Source organism: Candidatus Vondammii sp. HM_W22 (assembly GCF_022530855.2).
In the GTDB taxonomy this organism is placed as follows: domain Bacteria; phylum Pseudomonadota; class Gammaproteobacteria; order Chromatiales; family Chromatiaceae; genus Vondammii.
Genome location: NZ_CP099567.1, coordinates 2,653,104 through 2,669,630, shown reverse-complemented (window position 1 = coordinate 2,669,630; position 16,527 = coordinate 2,653,104). Strand labels below are relative to the sequence as shown.

The window sequence follows — 16,527 nt, the reverse complement described above, 5'->3', positions numbered from 1 at the left end:
TAAAAGTGGCATCCAGTCCACATCACTCATCAGTATTAAAATGGCAGCTTCAAGCCTGGATCGATCGACATCATTTGCTGATGGAAAATTCCCTTTATCCGTTCAACCGCATCGGGCGTATCGGCTTCAAAGCGGAACATCAGTGACGGGGTTGCACTGGATGCTCTTACGATCCCCCAGCCATCTTCAAACTCTGCCCGCAGGCCATCCAGCTCTATCACCTTGGCGTCACCGAACCCGCCCTGGGCGATCAGACGCTCCATCAGGGCCGCACTGGCACCCTCTTCACCGCACGCCATGGTGAGCAGTGACGTTGAAGCACTCTCCGGTAATCCGGCAAACAAATCAGCCGCATCAAGAACCTCTGCTGACAATATCTCCAGCAGCCGGGCGCAGCAGTATAACCCATCATCGAAACCGTACCAGCGCTCCTTGAAGAAGATATGGCCACTCATTCCACCTGTCAGTAAGGCGTCTGTCTGTTTCATTTTCGCCCTGATCTGTGCATGCCCAGATTTCCACATGATCGGGCGACCGCCTGCAGCCAGTATCTCAGGGGCCAAATGCCGACTGGAATCCACGTCATAGATAACGTCTGCCCCCGGCTGACGCATCAATACATCCTTGGCCAACAGCATCAGCAGACGGTCTGACCAGATGACCTCCCCATTGGGGTCAACCACCAGCAATCGGGCACCATCTCCATCAAAAACAACACCCAGATCAGCATGGTTCTCTTTGACGGATTTAATCAGTACAGCAAGATATTCGGTTTTCTCCAGATCTTCGTACCGATTGGACAAGCTGCCATCCACTTGTGTATGAAGATTGATCACATTGCAACCTAACGCCTGGAACAGTGCCGGGGCAACTAGGCCGGCGACACCATGACGGCAATCTATGACCAGCTTCAGAGGCCGGGCCAACTGGACATCACCCATCACCCATCACCCTGTTGATGTAATCCGGTAACAGATCCTGCTCCTGCTGGGTCCCATTGCCCTGCAACAGATCACCACGTCCGATACGCCCCCGCAACCCATGAAACGCCTCACCCGCAAGGGTCTTACCGGCAATGACAATCTTCAATCCATTGTACTCCGGGGGATTGTGGCCGCCCGTCACCATCACACCGGTGTTACTGCCAAGAAAATGCGTCGCAAAGTAGAGTAGAGGTGTCGGCACCATGCCGATATTGACCACATCCCTGCCACTGGCCGTCATCCCCTTACAGAGAGCCTGTCCCAGACTCTTACCTGAATCCCGACCATCACGTGCAACGATAATCGTCTGCTGACCCTGCTCATAGGCCTGACTGCCGATGGCACGACCCAGGTCAAACATGATCTCGTCTGTCAGCGTCTCGCCGACAACGCCTCTGATATCATTGGCACGAAAAATTGTCTCCAGTATATCCCCTCCAGTACCTGACGCCATTGTGCTGGAGGCGTATGCATCCGTGGCCTCCACATCTTCCAGCACTGATATTTTGGATGGCGTGCCTCCCGGACCGGCACTCTTCCCGTCAGCCACTACACTCTGCTGCCGTTTCCGCCCCCCGCCCAGACCGGTTCGCCGCAGCAATTCGAGCAGCCCTTCCTGACTGGAACAGCAACAACAAAATCACCAAAACCGTCCCCACGGCAAGAATGGCCAGCGATATCATCTGCTCTTCCATATCACCCGTATCCCTGGAGAACCTGTAGCCAACCTGCCAGATAGCACCTTCCACTGCGGCACTGCCATCCATACCGGCTTCCGGCAGATCAATTTTACCTACCGCCGCCAGAGTTACAGACTTGCCCCCAGCCAGTTGTTGGATCTCGACCCGGCCTCCCGGGTCCGCTATATTTTTCAGCACGCCGGTAATCAGTTTGAACGGCAAGGCCAAATGCAGCACGCCAACTACGGCTCCGTTAGCGCTGGATTTAACCGGCACTGCCAAGACGATGTGCTGGTGCTCACTGCCAAACTGATGAATTTCCGCTGGTGCAGGCACCCCGCTTTTCTCAACGATTCGCAGCAGATCAAGTGAAGCAAAACTGAGCGGAGGGATGCTGCTATTATCCGCCTCATTCCACTCTTTGGGTAGCAAACGCACTTTTAGTGCCGACGGCAATAGCTTCGACAGCTTTGCCTCCTGCTGTCGGAGCCCTGAAATGTCTTCGCGGAGAAACAGTGTGCCAATACGGGGATTTTCAGCAAAACCCTCCATCACCTGATAATGGAAGCGGACCGTATCAGCCAATCTGCCGGCGATGATTTTGGCACTGTCCGACAATTGCGATCCTCCGGTCGAACCGTGGTAATTCCCCTGGACAAAGAAAATTCCGCCGGCGCAGAGCAATATAATCAGCACCGCCGACAGCAGTGCCGTTTGAAAATAGGCCCCTACACCTTTTCCCTTGTGCTGTCTGCCAGGGCCTGTCGCAGGCCTGTTACTGCCAGTGTCAGGCGTATTATTTTTTCTTTTGAACATACAGGCCGTATCCCTCCCCCGAAATCCTGGGGCTTAATGCCGACCGGAGTGGCCGAACCCGCCCTCACCCCGGTCAGACTCTGTAAACTCCCCGACAATATCAAACGTCGCATGCACCACAGGAATGATCACTAACTGGGCTATCCGTTCGCCCACTTCTATCCGAAACGTTTTATCTCCCCGATTCCAGCAGGAGACGAACAACTGCCCCTGGTAGTCCGAATCGATCAGCCCCACCAGGTTACCGAGCACAATACCGTGCTTATGCCCCAATCCGGAACGGGGCAGTATCACCGCCGTCAAATGAGGGTCTTCGATATGAATCGCCATCCCGGTAGGTATCAAGTGAGTCTCACCAGACGTTATCTCCAAGGGCTGCTCCAACAGTGCCCGCAAATCCATTCCCGCAGAACCATCTGTAGCATAGCCCGGCAAAGGGAACTCCGTTCCCAGTCTCGTATCAAGAATTTTCAGCTGAATATTTTTTTTCATAATGTTCCGCAATTAGTCCTACCAATCTCTCTGCAAGCGCCTCTTTCTCCGCCATCGGCAGATCACAACGCCCACCATCCCACAATACCGTCAAGGCATTTTCATCCCGCTCAAAGCCACCGGAGGCTGCGCCCACCAGGTTAGCGGCAATCATATCCAATCGCTTGGCCTGGCGTTTTTGCTCTGCATACGTCTCCGGCTCTTCTGTTTCAGCGGCAAAACCCACTGAAAAAGGCGCCTCAGGCAGTGCAGCGACTTGGGAAATGATATCTGGATTTCGTATTAGCTGCAGTGCCAAGCGCTCGTCACTCTTCTTGATTTTCTGCTCAACCATGATTTCCGGACGATAATCCGCCACGGCTGCACAGCCGACGAAAATGTCACACTCGGCAACCCGTTCCATGACAGCCTGCTCCATATCCAGTGCCGTCTCCACATCAATTCGATTCACCCGGGATGGGGTCGGCAGCGAAACAGGACCACTCACCAGCTCCACCCGTGCACCCGCTAAGACAAACGCCTTGGCCAAAGCGAAGCCCATTTTGCCTGAGCTGCGGTTGCCGACAAATCTGACGGGATCTATGGGCTCCCGGGTAGGCCCCGCCGTCAGTAACATACGCAGCCCTGCCAATACTCCCCCGGACAAAAACTCGACCGTTGATCCCAACAGCCCCTCAGGCTCAACCATCCGTCCAGGCCCACTCTCTCCACACGCCTGCTCACCCGCTGCCGGCCCCCACAGCAGAATACCCCGTTTAACCAAAACATCGGCATTGTCGACAGTTGCCTGATTCAGCCACATCCGCTGATTCATCGCAGGGGCGAGGGCAATGGGCGCCTCGCTCGCCAGACAGAGGGTGGAGAGCAGGTCATTCGCCAACCCATGGGCTAAATGCGCCAGGAAATCTGCCGTGGCAGGGGCAATCAGGATCAGATCGGCCCAACGAGCCAACTCAATATGGCTCATGGCCGCCTCATATGCAGGATCAAAAAGCCCCTGCCTCACAGGTCTGCCCGACAGCGCCTGCAGGGTCATGGGCGTTATGAATCTACCGGCGGCCTCGGTCATAACCACCTGAACGTCGGCACCCGCCTTACACAGCAACCGAACCAATTCGGCGGCCTTGTAGGCGGCAATTCCACCCGTAATACCCAGTAGTATCCGTTTTCCAGTCAATTTAGGCATGAATTCTGCGCGTAGCCATAAGGTAAAATTCAAAGAGTAGCTTTTCAGCACCATAAAGAAATTTGCTGAACAGTTTAGTTAAAAATCCAAAGAATCTCTTCACAACCTCTGCGTCTTCTTTGTTATCTGCGCACGTTATTGGTTGCATCCAGAGAGATTTAAAGTTTAAAGACTAACCGAATAAAGAGGACACTGGAACCCGGCAACCAACACTGATAGTATTTTATATCCTATAGCCAGGGCTTACAGGGAGGTGAGTATGGCGATTACAGATTGGCCCGCAGAGCAGCGGCCGCGAGAAAAACTACTCAAACAGGGACCGGGATCACTCTCGGATGCAGAATTACTGGCGATATTTCTGCGCACAGGCGTCAAAGGGAAAAGTGCCGTGGATCTTGCCTGTGAGTTACTGCAGGAATATGGGGGCTTGCGAAATCTACTGGCTACAAGCCAACACCGCTTTTGCAGCAGCCACGGCCTGGGAAAGGTTAAGTACGTCCTTCTTCAGGCGGTGCTGGAGATGGGGGCGCCGGCACCTCCATGAGCTACTGGTAAGGAGCGATGCCCTGACCAGCCCAAAACAGACCCGGGAATACCTGCAAATAAGACTCTCCAGCTATCAGAATGAGGTTTTTGCCTGCCTGTTTCTGGATAGCAAACACCGCGTCATCGAATACGAAGAGCTGTTCCATGGCACCATTGATGGAGCCAGCGTCCATCCACGGGAAATAGTTCGCCGTGCACTGGCTCATAACGCCGCCGCATTGATTCTGGCACACAATCACCCTTCAGGAGTGGCTGAACCAAGCCGGGCAGATGAACAGATCACCCTGCGGTTGAAAAAAGCTCTTGAACTGATTGACATTCGTGTACTCGATCACATCATTGTAGGTGTTGGAGAGACGGTATCTTTGGCGGAGAGGGGGTTTCTGTAAAGAAAAACTTGTAGCGAGCAAGCCGATCTGATATAAATCCGCCTCTTTAGGATCTGCCCTATAGGCCGTGGACAGATTTTATCGGCGAGCTGAAGTGCGCCGCCCTGAACAGGCTTTTTTAGAGGATTTAACAATGTCCAGAGTATGCCAAGTGACAGGCAAACACCCGGTGACAGGAAACAACGTTTCCCACGCCCACAACAAAACCCGCCGTCGCTTCCTGCCAAACCTCCATCATCATCGTTTCTGGGTGGAGAGTGAAAACCGCTGGGTGCGGCTACGCGTCTCTTCCAACGGTATGCGCATTATCGACAAAAAGGGTATAGACACGGTTCTTACCGAAATGCGTGCCCGTGGTGAAAAGGTATAAAGGAGTAGATCATGCGTGACAAAATCAGACTCGTATCCAGTGCCGGCACCGGCCACTTCTACACCACGACAAAGAATAAACGTAACATGCCTGGTAAAATAGAGATCACCAAATTTGATCCCAAAATCCGCAAACATGTGATGTACAAGGAAGCCAAGATCAAATAACACTCAGCTCTTTTCAATCACGAAAAAGCCACCTCATCCAGTGGTTTTTTTCGCCACTTAATTATTCTCAAGTAAAATGATCCAGGGCCGATAGGGTAGTGTAGCCATAACTTAAGAGTTAAACATCTGCATATTATTATTCAGACTTGTGTTGTAGAAAAATTACCTGCGGAGGAAGCATGCAGAATATATTCATCGGTCGGCAGGTAAATTATGACAGGAGCATGGGCGTCTACGCCTATGAACTCCTCTACCGGAAAGAGAAGGCAATACCCCTCCGCACCTCAGTTCGATGATAACTGGTGCGTCTGCCTGGGTCATTCTCAATGCCCTCACAGAGATTGGCCTGGATCGCATCAATCGGACCGCATAAGGCCTTCATCAATCTGACACGAAACTTTTTTGTGGAATTTCCGGAGATCCCCTTTGATCCAAAAAGAGTGGTGCTGGGGGTACTCGAAGATGTAGTGGTGGATGACCGCCTGATCAAAAGTGTCGCTGCACTCGCTGGCCAAGGCTATAAAATTGCCCTGGACGACTTTGACTTTGAAAAGAAATGGAACGCACTCATCCCCATATTGACCCCATCAAGGTAGAGATCTCCAACCTAAACAGGGAAGGGCTGGAACAACGCCTGGATCTCCTGCGACGTCACAACGTCGGGCTACTGGCAGAAAAAGTGGAAACCGAAGAGGAGTACAGCCACCTCTATGATTTGGGATCCGACTACTTCCAGGACTATTTTTTCTCCCGATCCAATGTGATTTCAGGTCAGCGAATGGAGGAGAAATCACTGGGTAATCCTGAAGCTGCTTGCACGGATCAACGACCCATGGACCACAACCGGAGAACTGGAGGAGCTTATCTCTCAAGACCCCGGAATCAGCTATAAAATACTGCGCTACTGGATTGCCCCCGAACACTAGACCAGCTGGTATGTTAGGTTTTCCTCTACCTGAGGAGGACCAGGATGAAGAAGGGACATTTTTCGGATGAGCAGATCGTGGCTGTACTGCGCGATGCAGAGGCAAAACGGCCGTGGCGGCAACACGCAAACACGGCGTATCGGAGCAGTCAATCTACCGTTGGCGCAACAAGTATGCCGAGATGGAAGTTTCAGATGTGCGGGAGCTAAAGCGAGTCAAGGATGAGAACATGCGGCTCAAAAAGCTGCTAGCAGAACGTAACCTGGAAGTAGAGATCATGAAGGAGATACAAGCAAAAAAGTGGGAGCCCCCGCGCAAAGCGCGCCATTGTAGATTCAAGGGGTCGATGCAACACCATCATTTAGTCTATCTGCAGGAGTAGCGAAGTCCAATGTTTTTCTCGGTCGTTGATTGAGTTTTTTCGCCACGCGATCTAATTGTGCCTGAGAGTAAATCGACAAGTCTGTTTTCTTCGGAAAGTACTTCCTCAATAGCCGATTTGTATTTTCATTGGTCCCTCTTTGCCATGGACTTTGTGGGTCATAAAAGTAGACTTTTGCATCTGTCGTCATAGTAAATTTCTTGTGGCCGGCAAGCTCCATCCCCCTATCCCAAGTTAATGACTGTACCAGCTTGTCTGGAAGTTTTTTAACCTGTTTCGTGAGTGCGGAAACAACCGAATTAGTCGACCCTGAAATATTCATAACGCAATGATTTATATAAAATAAGCGTCTAAATTTGATAAAATAAACGTCCGGAAAGGGGTAAAAGCAGAGAAAAACTGGGCGAAACAGAGGTGGATAATTGAGCAAAGCCAAGACAGCCAATCCCAACCAGCAAAGTTTCCTGCACCAGAACTTACTGGATCAGCTGAACCCCAAGCATCCACTTTTGCTATTGGCCAGACAGATAGACTGGTCATATTTTGATGCTGAATTTGCCCCGCTTTATTCTCATCTTGGAAAGCCCTCAAAACCCATCCGCCTAATGGTGGGCCTCTCGATACTCAAGCATCTGGAAGACCTCAGTGACGAGGTTCTGATTCAACGCTGGATACAAAATCCCTACTACCAGAGTTTTACGGGTGAGATCGAATTCCAATGGCAACTTCCTTGTGACCCCTCCGACCTGACTTACTTCAGAAAGCGTATTGGCAACGAAGGTTTTGAAAAGGTCCTGGCTGCCTCTATCGCCTTACATCAAGAAAAGGCGATCGAAGATGAAATGTGTATCGACACTACCGTACAAGAGAAAAACATTACCTTTCCAACTGATGCAAAGCAGTACCGAAAGATACACGGGCAGTTACTCAAGATGGCCCGAGCAGAAGGTATCGTGCTCAGTCGAAGCCATGAGAAGGAAGTAAAAATTCTCAAGCTCCCCACCCGATTTGCCACACATCCGAGGAATCGTAAAAAGGCACGTAAGGCCGTCAAGCGATTAAAGACCATCAGCGGCCGATTACTGCGTGAAATACAGCGTAAGATGACCGGAGAACAACAGAAATTCTATGCAGAAAAGTTCGCCCTGTACCAGCGCATGCTGAATCAGAAGCGTGCTGATAAAAACAAGTTGTACAGCCTACATGAACCTCATGTTTACTGTATGAGCAAAGGCAAGGCCCAGCAGCGTTATGAGTTTGGCACCAAGGCATCAATCACCACCACAAGGGACGCGGGCATTGTGATTGGTGCCCTGGCTTTTGAGAAGAATGTATTTGATGGTCACACCGTACCTGAGGTCTTGGCACAGGTGAAACGTCTCATCAATCGAGTACCCAAAGTGGGTATTGCTGATCGAGGTTACCGGGGCAAATCAAAGGTTAATGACACACAGATAGTAACGCCAAAGCCTGCCAGGAAGAATACCTCAGAAGAAGCCATGGCATTAGCCAGAAAACGTTTCAGAAGACGAGCTGGCATTGAGCCTGTGGTCACTTAAAGAGTGACCACAGGCTAAAAAGGAACTTTCCTAAAGGCTTTGCCGGGGATCAGATTAACTTGCTTATGGCGGCGGCTGCCTTCAACTTCAGAAAATGGATGAAGGAGGTTCTTTTTGTGCTGAAAAATATCATGTCCATACTGTTGTTCCTGTTTGCAAAACAGAAACAACAGTATTATTAAGTGCCTGGAATGAATATTTCAGGGTCGACTATTTAGAGGCACGTAAATGAAAGCGGAGAAGCAGTGGCAAGAAGGCACAAGCCTCAAGTTTAACTTTTGCACTGATGAGGTAGAGACTTTCCTGGATAACTTAGAAACGATAATCGCGCTGGATCATAAGGATGAGCTTGAGGCGTTGACATCTGAGGTATTCATCTACCGGGTTACCGATGGAGCGCCGGTATGAGCGAGGAACGCCTCTATAGCCATCAGCAGATCGCCGAGGCGATGGGCAAAACTAGGCAGGCGATTCAATACCGCGCATCAAACGGTATCAAGGGTAACAAAAAGCGCCAACCCGAAGCCTCTTGGCCCATCGCTAAGCGAGAGGAAAGTACAGGGTGGCTGGGCAATATTCCATCGTTACGACGATCTCCCAACCGACATTCAGAGGGCCTAGACGTCTGGGAGAAAGCCAAGCGTGCCGTCGCCGCCGTTGCCCGTGTCAACGAAATGGCCCGCGAGGAAGATGCCTGTTATGCCCGTGAGATGGCCGAGGCAGGCAAGAGCCTGGGAGAGATGGAACAGGAGAAGGCAAATACGAAGCGTGCCAAACGGGTAAGACGTATAGAGGAAGGCCGCAGGAAATTTGGCCAACTGCCTAAAGGATGATCCTAAGCGTGAGACTGTCCTGAATTCTGTGTAACTGTCTATCATTAAACCCAAACAAGGGAGAGGATAGGCAGATAATCGACAAGAAAGAGCTCCAGGCGATAGCCCAGGCGGCCGCTAAAAACATCAAAACTGAAGAAGATCTCAACGAGTTTCGGCAAATGCTGACCAGGATCACGGTCGAGGCAGCACTCAATGCTGAACTGGCTGATCATCTTGGCTTTGCCAAGCATCAATAATCCGAAGCGAGTAATAGCCGCAACGGCACTACCAGCAAGACCTTACAAACGGAAGATGGCCAGTTTGAACTGGATACCCCGCGAGATAGAGCGGGCAGCTTTGAACCTCAGCTAGTTAAGAAGCACCAGCGTCGATTTACCTCAATGGATGACAAGATCCTCTTCTTGTATGCCCAAGGTATGACAACCCGCGAAATCGTCACGATATTCAAGGAGATGTATGGGGCCGATGTCTCTGCCACACTCATATCCAAAGTCACTGATGCAGTTATCGAACAGGTTGTTGAATGGCAATCTCGCCCCCTGGATGCAATTTAGCCTATTGTTTATCTGGACAGCATTGTCGTTAAAATCCGGCAAGACAAGAAAGTGATCAATAAAGCGATTTATCTCGCTCTGGGCGTTAACCTGGAAGGCCACAAGGAATTATTAGGGATGTGGCTATCGGAGAAGAGGTATAGTCATTTCTGGTGTATGAGGAATTAAAGCAGCATATCCTGTTGGAAGGAAAAGATCCTAGCCGATCACCAACCAACAAGAGTATGCTACATGAAGAATGATAATATTGTCGGGCTGAATAGGCCAGCGCGAGATGTCCTTTCTGAGCTTTTACATACCGGAGCCCAGCAACTATTAGCCCAAGCCATAGAGGCGGAAGTCGCCACCCTGTTAGCACAATACCAAGGGTTGCTGAGAGAATCAGGCTTACAAGGTGTTGTGCGCAATGAGCACCTGCCGGAACGTATGATCCAAACAGGGCTTGGTGATGTTGGGGTCAAGGTTCCCAAAGTTAAGAGATCGTACCGGGCAAGGCATCAAGTTCAACAGCGGTTTGGTGCCACCGTACTTGAAGCGAGCGAAGACCATTGAAGAGCTGCTGCCCTGGTTGTACTTGAAAGGCATCTCTACAGGCGACTTCAGGGACGCACTGGCAGGTTTGCTTGGCGCTGATGCCAAAGGTTTGTCCTCCAATACCATAAGCCGCCTCAAGCAAACTTGGGAAAGCGAATATGGTCGGTGGCGTAAGCGCGATTTATCAAAGCGGCGCTATGTGTACATTTGGGCCGACGGTGTTTATTGCAACGTAAGGCAAGACGACAAGCTTTGCTTGCTAGTGATCATGGGTTCCGACAGCACAGGTCGCAAGGAAGTCATTGGGCTTACGGATGGCTACCGTGAGTCAGAAGCGAGCTGGTTAGAGTTGTTAGAGCAGCTCACAGAACAAGGTTTTACGGTGCCGCCAGAGGTGGCCGTTGGTGACGGTGCACTAGGCTTCTGGAAGGCCATTACCAAGTATTGGCCAACGACGAAGCACCAGCGTTGTTGGGTGCATAAGACCGCCAATGTGCTCAACAAAGTGCCTAGGGCGATACAGCCTAAAGTCAAAGAGGATCTGCATGATATTTGGATGTCTGACTCTCGAACCCATGCCGAAAAAGCCTTTGATTTATGCTTGCGAAAATATGAGGCTAAGTACCCGAAAGCGATGCATTGCTTACAAAAAGACCGAGACAAGATGCTGACTTTTTATGATTTTCCTGCGGAACACTGGGGGCATATACGAACCAGCAACCCGATTGAATCGGTGTTTGCCACAGTGCGGCTTAGAACCACGAGAACAAAGAACTGCGGTAGTCGATTAACGACGTTGGCCATGGCATTTAAGTTGATGCACACTGCACAAAAAAGATGGCACCGCTTAAGAGGCTATCAACTGCTCGCCGATGTAATTGAAGGTGTGCAATTTAAAGATGGGATCCGAGTTGAACAGGAAGCTGATTGATGGCTTATACACCAGATTTGACCATAGCTCATCGGAGAATGAGGGGGCCAAATTCAGGCTGAACGTGTTGACAGAGCTTCAAAACCGCGGTGTGAAGGATATTTTGATTACCTGTGTCGAAGGCTTAAAAGGCTTTCCTGATGCCATCAACACGGCCTTTCCGGATACCCAGATCCAGCTCTGTATCGTGCATATGGTACGGAACTTGATGAAGTACGTGCCTTGGAAAGACTACAAGCCTGTCACGGCTGATTTGAAAAAGATTTACCAGTCCATCACCGAGGAAGAAGCCTTATTGGCGCTGGATAAATTCTCTGACCGATGGGACAACAAACACCCCCGGATGAGCCGCTCCTGGAGTGCCCATTGGTAGAATCTCAACACGCTGTTCAACTACCCGGAGGACATACGAAAGGTGATCTACACGACCAACGCCACTGAGTCACTGAACAGCGTCATTCGCAAAGTGATCAAAAAGCGGAAGTTGTTTCCAACCGATGACTCGGCAAAGAAGGTAATCTATCTGGCAATCCAGGCCGTATCGAAAAAGTGGACAATGCCGATCCGTCATTGGAAACTAGCACTGAATAGATTTATGACTGAGTTCGTAGAACGCTTAGCGGAATATATTTAACCCGGGCAGTTACACAGAAAACTTTACAGGCTCGGCTGGCACTATTCAACATAGCAGCAATCACAGAAATGAGAGCGCTATGGTTTATTCTCTTTATCTGCTTTTAGAAGCCCGTCAATAATGGCAAACACCTCCGGCGCATTCCACTCTATGGCCCGATTGATTGAGTAGCGGATGTTCCCCTGTCTGTCCAAGATGAACGAACTGGGGAAACTGAACACGTTCCAACCCATGGCAACACGTCCATCGAGGTCAAGCAGAATGGGGAATCCCACGGAGATTTCATCTGCAAAATCACGAATCACCTTCTCTGACTCTTGGAAATCGATCGATACCACACTGAACTCTTTATCGCTATACAGGCTAGCCAACCGGTTGAGTGATGGCACCTCTTCGACACACGGCGGACACTAGGTCGCCCAGAAATTCACCAGGGTCACTCGGCCCCGGTAATCCTCCAGACGTATCCTTTTATCCGCTGTATTCGCAAGATCGAACAGAGGCGCAGACATTTCAGATCCATAGGGGATCAAACCGCGAACAGGTGCTGAAGGAGGCTTCTGGTCAGTCAGTTCTGCCGGTTCTAGCGGTTTGGGCAAGCCATCCAACAACAGGAATAACCTTTGCAGATTAGCCGGCACCGCATTGGCTGCTGTGATCTCTGCAGGATCAGTATCTGACTCATGCATGAAAAACCAGTCTCTCACACTAGGCACAATATATGAAAACGCCGGCGAATCTCCCGTCCACAAGGCGATCATTAACTCACTCAGGTAGCGGTGCGGCCCCAGAGCAGGCTGATATACCGCGACAGGAATATTGGTGGAGCGAACAATCGGATCCAATTCAGGCTGTTGCCCTGCGATTAGCGGAGGACCAAACAGATTGGGGTAAAGAAGCACGGCTCCAGCCAGCCTAGAGTGCTCCAAGGCACCGCGCTGCCATTGACGTACCCCACGCAGCAGAGGCAGGGGCATTCTGTCATATGCAGCAAGAATAATCTGTTTTGAATTGTGAAGATGAGCGGCATCGAGCAGCGCTGCAACGCCATCTCCAGACAAGGTGCGCACATTCTCACTGCTGCGTGGAATAAAATAATCCGCCAGCAGATCAATTCGTCAGATCTCACGCCGCTGCAGTTGATTGCCCACAGCATCGTCTCAAAGGGCAGGCGTTCTTCCTCATGGTCGACTAACCATATAACGAGGAAATTCCCATCTGCGGGCATCACCTCTACATTGATCTCATTCTCCTGAGCATCGACCAGCGAGAAATCTTCCGCCACCGCAGGCAAAGCATTAACCGCTAGGAGCAGCACGCTGATTATCAGAAACAACCGCGTTGAAAAGAGCGGCAGGCACTCTCTGCCCGGCTTTGTCGGCATAGCACCGAACAGTATCAAAACTGATCCGCCCCGATATAAGCACTGATGGTTGGAAGGCTAGACATCATGGTATATCTCACTATATTTATTATAGATTACAAGGATTATCGAGATAGCTACAGGGTCCTGAAATAGCGCTATATAACAAGGCTCTCAGCCAAGCACTATTCACCTATACTAGCCTAAACCTCCAGGGAAAAAACTCATGGCTTATAGGTAATCAACCGGATAGATACAACCATCCAATCCAGAATTGATCAGAGGCTCCCTTAGATAAAACTGTAGTTTTTAAGAATCACCAACCCGACAGTGACGGTTAATGGACTTACCGCCGTAGTCATGGCAACAATTTCTGCCGCCATATCACCATGCCGGGTCATCTCTCTTGCCATCACATAACTGGCCGCTGCCGTCGGTGCTGACATCATCAGAAAAAATAGACCCAGATCTGCCCCTCTGAAACCCCAGACAATGGCTGCACCGGTGGTCAACAGGGGAATAAACAACAGCTTGAACAGGGTCGCCCAGAGTACATCCTGATGATTGGTCTTGAAGCTCTCCCAGCGCAGAATCCCACCGATGCAGAGCAGCGCAAGAGGCAGCGTCATTTGAGAAAAATAACGCCCTGTCTTCTCCATAAACAGTGGCAGTTGAAGATCAATACCCGACCAGGCCGCGCCAAGAACAACTGCAATGATAAGAGGATTCTTAACGATGGATCCGACATAAGAGTGGTGCCTGGAGTGCAGCGCCCCGATTGAAGGAGGTTGTATAAGACGACCAAAATAGAGAGATATACTCCAGCCTTCGAAAGCATCCCTGGTCCATAGGCATTCAGCACCAGGGCTAAACCAACGATGCCCATATTTCCACGAAATGAGCCTTGTATGAAAACCCCGCGCTTTTCACCTTTTACAAAGAAAGAGAGAGGAGGAAAAAGAGAGGCCGAAAACAACCAACAGCGTACAGACTGCGCCAAACAGCACCAGCGAGAGGTCGAGCGTCTTACCCAATGGCCGGGTGGCTATGCTTAAAAAAACAGCATGCACGGCAGTGTTACATTGAAAACAATCTTGTTTCCAACCAGCACAAACTGCTCATTAATCAACCCGATCAGACGGAACACCAACCCCAGAAACAGGATAACCATGATCGGGCCGGTAACGCCCAAGGCAAAAATCAGTTGTTGTTCCATCAATCAGCGCTTTTCTGCCAGCATAGGATGCAATTGTTCGCCGGCATTGCTCTCACTGGTGTGCCAAATCAGATGCGGCATATTTTCAGCAAAACAGACCGCATGCTGATCCGTCCCGTTACCAATCTCAAGTACACTGTGGCAATCCCTGAACAGGGATTGGATAACAGCAAGAATGGGCGCTTTGTTTTGATCGCAGGATTCTGAATAGGGTTTCATTCTTCGGGTATTCCAGTGCTGGCATGCTTAGCCAAGGGAAGTATACTGTCTCTTGCAACTTACTATGCACTGTTGCTTTCTCCGACCTCTGCTCTCATAAGGTTATTTAGAGCAAATCTCAATTAGCAGTATATTAGGAGTTACTAATCTACTAGACTGCGCTATTTTTTTGATGCCAATCATCAGAGGCAGTCCATGCTTTTCAACTTCGAATGTACTGAGCGGGGTTGTCCCAAAAATGATATTCTCTCCGGTTTGACCGTTGCGCTTGCGCTGGTTCCGGAGGCGATCGCTTTTGCGTTTGTTGCGGGTGTAGACCCTTTGGTTGGGCTCTATCATGGTGGGATTAATAACCGCCACTCTTGGCGGACGTCCAGGGATGATTTCAGGGGCAACCGGTGCGCTTGCCGTAGTGATGGTGGCACTGGTTGCCGAGCATGGAGTGGAGTATTTGTTTGCAACCGTGGTACTGATGGGGCTGATACAGATTCTGATTGGTGCGATGAGGCTGGGTAAATTTATCCGTATGGTTCCCCACCCGGTAATGCTGGGTTTCGTCAACGGCTTAGCCATTGTAATCTTTCTGGCCCAGATGCAGACATTTCAGACACTGGATGCGGCCGGTGAAAAACATTGGTTAGATGGCAACCCACTCTACATCATGCTGGGACTGGCGCTATTGACCATGGTAATTATCCGTTTTTTGCCGAAACTGACCAAAACCATACCCTCCTCCCTGGTTGCTATTATCACGATTAGCCTGTTGGTGATCCTCTTTGGCATGGAGAGTCGCACTGTGGGCGATACAGCCTCTATCGCTGGTGGCTTTCCCGAATTTCATATCCCCTCAGTCCCGCTGACATGGGAAACCCTTCAGATCATCCTTCCCTATTCTGTGATATTGGCCGCGATCGGTCTGATCGAGTCCTTGCTGACTCTGAGCTTGATCGACGAGATTACCAAGACCCGAGGCCGCGGCAACAAAGAGTGCATCGCTCAGGGGCTGGCCAATGGCGTGACCGGCCTCTTCGGCGGTATGGGTGGCTGCTCCATGATCGGCCAGAGCATGATTAATGTAAATTCCGGCGGCCGCGGGCGTTTGTCCGGTATCTCAGCAGCACTGTTTCTGCTGATGTTTATCCTGTTCGCTTCCGATCTGATCGAGATAATCCCCATGGCTGCCCTCACTGGGGTGATGTTTATGGTGGTGATAGGCACTTTTGAGTGGTCCAGTTTCCGCATCATCGGCAAAATCCCCCGCTCCGATGCATTTGTGCTAGTGCTGGTCTCAGGCGTGACTGTGGCTACCGATCTGGCAATCGCTGTGGCGGTCGGGATTATCGTCTCCACATTGGTATTTGCCTGGGAGCACGCCAAACATATCAATGTGGTGACTTACGAAGGCAAGCTCGACTCCAAGATCTATGAACTGCATGGCCCGCTGTTTTTTGCTTCGGTGAACAACTTCCATGAGCTGTTCGATCCAAAGAACGATCCGGACGATGTCGTGGTGGAATTTCAACACTCTCAGGTAATGGATCACTCCGCCATCGAAGCGATCGATACCCTGGCAGATCGCTATCTGGCGGCCGAGAAGCGTCTCCACATCCGCCACCTGAGCGGCAAGTGCCGCAAGTTCCTGCGTAAAGCGGGAAATCTGGTTGAAGTCAATGTGATCAAAGACCCGCAACACCGTGTAGCGGATGATCAGTTGGGCTAAGAAAAAGCGCCCACAGATAAACCG

The 16,527-nt window shown here is 50.6% G+C and carries 18 protein-coding genes and 8 pseudogenes; 14 read left to right on the top strand and 12 right to left on the bottom strand.

The window, feature by feature from the left end:
- Window positions 1–35: 35 nt before the first annotated feature.
- Genes MN084_RS15050 through coaBC form a run of 5 tightly spaced genes read right to left on the bottom strand, consistent with a single transcriptional unit; the run spans window position 36 to window position 4,157 of the window.
- On the bottom strand, window positions 36–941 hold the full coding sequence (locus MN084_RS15050) for a hypothetical protein (protein ID WP_277400169.1): 906 nt from the start codon (window positions 939–941) through the stop codon (window positions 36–38).
- A complete protein-coding gene (locus MN084_RS15045; protein ID WP_320416375.1) occupies window positions 934–1,533 on the bottom strand; it encodes a hypothetical protein in 600 nt (199 codons plus the stop codon). The genes MN084_RS15050 and MN084_RS15045 overlap by 8 nt, the downstream gene beginning before the upstream one ends.
- Window positions 1,526–2,479, bottom strand: a complete 954-nt coding sequence (locus tag MN084_RS15040; protein WP_241085920.1) for a hypothetical protein — start codon at window positions 2,477–2,479, stop codon at window positions 1,526–1,528. The genes MN084_RS15045 and MN084_RS15040 overlap by 8 nt, the downstream gene beginning before the upstream one ends.
- Window positions 2,480–2,512: 33 nt before the next feature.
- Complete coding sequence (gene dut, locus MN084_RS15035) at window positions 2,513–2,971, bottom strand: dUTP diphosphatase (RefSeq protein ID WP_241085921.1); 459 nt, start codon at window positions 2,969–2,971, stop codon at window positions 2,513–2,515.
- The gene (coaBC, locus tag MN084_RS15030; protein WP_241085922.1) at window positions 2,940–4,157 is read right to left on the bottom strand and encodes a bifunctional phosphopantothenoylcysteine decarboxylase/phosphopantothenate--cysteine ligase CoaBC; all 1,218 of its coding nucleotides are present in this window, start codon (window positions 4,155–4,157) and stop codon (window positions 2,940–2,942) included. Before coaBC ends, dut begins: the two co-directional genes overlap by 32 nt.
- A gap of 259 nt (window positions 4,158–4,416) precedes the next feature.
- On the opposite strand from coaBC, the pseudogene radC reads away from it, so the two are divergent.
- The 6 genes and pseudogenes from radC (at window position 4,417) to MN084_RS15000 (ending at window position 6,937) form a co-directional block, all read left to right on the top strand.
- Window positions 4,417–5,092: pseudogene (gene radC, locus MN084_RS15025) on the top strand (RadC family protein).
- Between the two features lie 133 nt (window positions 5,093–5,225).
- Window positions 5,226–5,462 carry a 50S ribosomal protein L28 gene (gene rpmB, locus MN084_RS15020; protein WP_241085923.1) on the top strand — a complete coding sequence of 79 codons (237 nt, stop codon included), beginning with the start codon at window positions 5,226–5,228 and terminating at the stop codon, window positions 5,460–5,462.
- Window positions 5,463–5,473: 11 nt separating this feature from the next.
- Window positions 5,474–5,629: a 50S ribosomal protein L33 gene (gene rpmG / locus MN084_RS15015; protein WP_241085924.1), complete on the top strand. Its 156-nt coding sequence runs from the start codon at window positions 5,474–5,476 to the stop codon at window positions 5,627–5,629.
- Window positions 5,630–5,955: 326 nt separating this feature from the next.
- Window positions 5,956–6,225: a hypothetical protein gene (locus MN084_RS15010; protein ID WP_241085925.1), complete on the top strand. Its 270-nt coding sequence runs from the start codon at window positions 5,956–5,958 to the stop codon at window positions 6,223–6,225.
- The gene (locus MN084_RS15005; protein WP_241085926.1) at window positions 6,186–6,521 is read left to right on the top strand and encodes a hypothetical protein; all 336 of its coding nucleotides are present in this window, start codon (window positions 6,186–6,188) and stop codon (window positions 6,519–6,521) included. Before MN084_RS15010 ends, MN084_RS15005 begins: the two co-directional genes overlap by 40 nt.
- A gap of 146 nt (window positions 6,522–6,667) precedes the next feature.
- On the top strand, window positions 6,668–6,937 hold the full coding sequence (locus MN084_RS15000; RefSeq protein WP_241085927.1) for a transposase: 270 nt from the start codon (window positions 6,668–6,670) through the stop codon (window positions 6,935–6,937).
- Here MN084_RS15000 and MN084_RS14995 read toward each other — a convergent pair.
- Window positions 6,891–7,241 (bottom strand): annotated as a pseudogene (locus MN084_RS14995) (IS30 family transposase); the annotation flags it as partial. The gene MN084_RS15000 and the pseudogene MN084_RS14995 overlap by 47 nt on opposite strands.
- A 118-nt stretch (window positions 7,242–7,359) precedes the next feature.
- Between MN084_RS14995 and MN084_RS14990 the strand changes: the two are divergent.
- The 6 genes and pseudogenes from MN084_RS14990 to MN084_RS14965 form a co-directional block, all read left to right on the top strand.
- A pseudogene (locus MN084_RS14990) lies at window positions 7,360–8,678 on the top strand (IS5 family transposase).
- A 46-nt stretch (window positions 8,679–8,724) separates the two neighbouring features.
- Window positions 8,725–8,904, top strand: coding sequence for a hypothetical protein (locus MN084_RS14985; protein ID WP_241085929.1), 180 nt, complete (start codon window positions 8,725–8,727; stop codon window positions 8,902–8,904).
- Window positions 8,901–9,329, top strand: coding sequence for a hypothetical protein (locus tag MN084_RS14980; protein ID WP_241085930.1), 429 nt, complete (start codon window positions 8,901–8,903; stop codon window positions 9,327–9,329). Before MN084_RS14985 ends, MN084_RS14980 begins: the two co-directional genes overlap by 4 nt.
- Window positions 9,330–9,406: 77 nt before the next feature.
- Window positions 9,407–10,039: pseudogene (locus MN084_RS14975) on the top strand (IS256 family transposase); the annotation flags it as partial.
- A gap of 78 nt (window positions 10,040–10,117) precedes the next feature.
- Window positions 10,118–11,351, top strand: a pseudogene (locus MN084_RS14970) (IS256 family transposase).
- Window positions 11,352–11,382: 31 nt separating this feature from the next.
- Window positions 11,383–11,985 (top strand): annotated as a pseudogene (locus MN084_RS14965) (IS256 family transposase); the annotation flags it as partial.
- A gap of 77 nt (window positions 11,986–12,062) precedes the next feature.
- On the opposite strand, the pseudogene MN084_RS14960 reads toward MN084_RS14965, so the two are convergent.
- The 4 genes and pseudogenes from MN084_RS14960 to MN084_RS14945 all read right to left on the bottom strand — a co-directional run.
- Window positions 12,063–12,383: pseudogene (locus tag MN084_RS14960) on the bottom strand (peroxiredoxin family protein); the annotation flags it as partial.
- Between the two features lie 12 nt (window positions 12,384–12,395).
- A complete protein-coding gene (locus tag MN084_RS14955) occupies window positions 12,396–12,830 on the bottom strand; it encodes a peroxiredoxin family protein (RefSeq protein WP_241085932.1) in 435 nt (144 codons plus the stop codon).
- A gap of 20 nt (window positions 12,831–12,850) precedes the next feature.
- Window positions 12,851–13,387 carry a hypothetical protein gene (locus MN084_RS14950; RefSeq protein WP_330178143.1) on the bottom strand — a complete coding sequence of 179 codons (537 nt, stop codon included), beginning with the start codon at window positions 13,385–13,387 and terminating at the stop codon, window positions 12,851–12,853.
- 251 nt (window positions 13,388–13,638) lie between these two features.
- Window positions 13,639–14,031 carry an AEC family transporter gene (locus MN084_RS14945; protein ID WP_241086072.1) on the bottom strand — a complete coding sequence of 131 codons (393 nt, stop codon included), beginning with the start codon at window positions 14,029–14,031 and terminating at the stop codon, window positions 13,639–13,641.
- A 225-nt stretch (window positions 14,032–14,256) separates the two neighbouring features.
- Between MN084_RS14945 and MN084_RS14940 the strand changes: the two genes are divergently transcribed.
- On the top strand, window positions 14,257–14,403 hold the full coding sequence (locus MN084_RS14940; protein WP_241085934.1) for a hypothetical protein: 147 nt from the start codon (window positions 14,257–14,259) through the stop codon (window positions 14,401–14,403).
- Here the strand turns inward: MN084_RS14940 and MN084_RS14935 are convergent.
- Both MN084_RS14935 and MN084_RS14930 read right to left on the bottom strand, forming a co-directional pair.
- Entirely contained in the window at window positions 14,400–14,564 is a 165-nt protein-coding gene (locus tag MN084_RS14935; protein WP_241085935.1) for a hypothetical protein, read from the bottom strand. The genes MN084_RS14940 and MN084_RS14935 overlap by 4 nt on opposite strands.
- Before the next feature lie 3 nt (window positions 14,565–14,567).
- Window positions 14,568–14,783: a DUF938 domain-containing protein gene (locus tag MN084_RS14930; RefSeq protein ID WP_320416376.1), complete on the bottom strand. Its 216-nt coding sequence runs from the start codon at window positions 14,781–14,783 to the stop codon at window positions 14,568–14,570.
- Between the two features lie 195 nt (window positions 14,784–14,978).
- On the opposite strand from MN084_RS14930, the pseudogene MN084_RS14925 reads away from it, so the two are divergent.
- Window positions 14,979–16,503: pseudogene (locus tag MN084_RS14925) on the top strand (SulP family inorganic anion transporter).
- The last annotated feature ends 24 nt before the right edge of the window (window positions 16,504–16,527 follow it).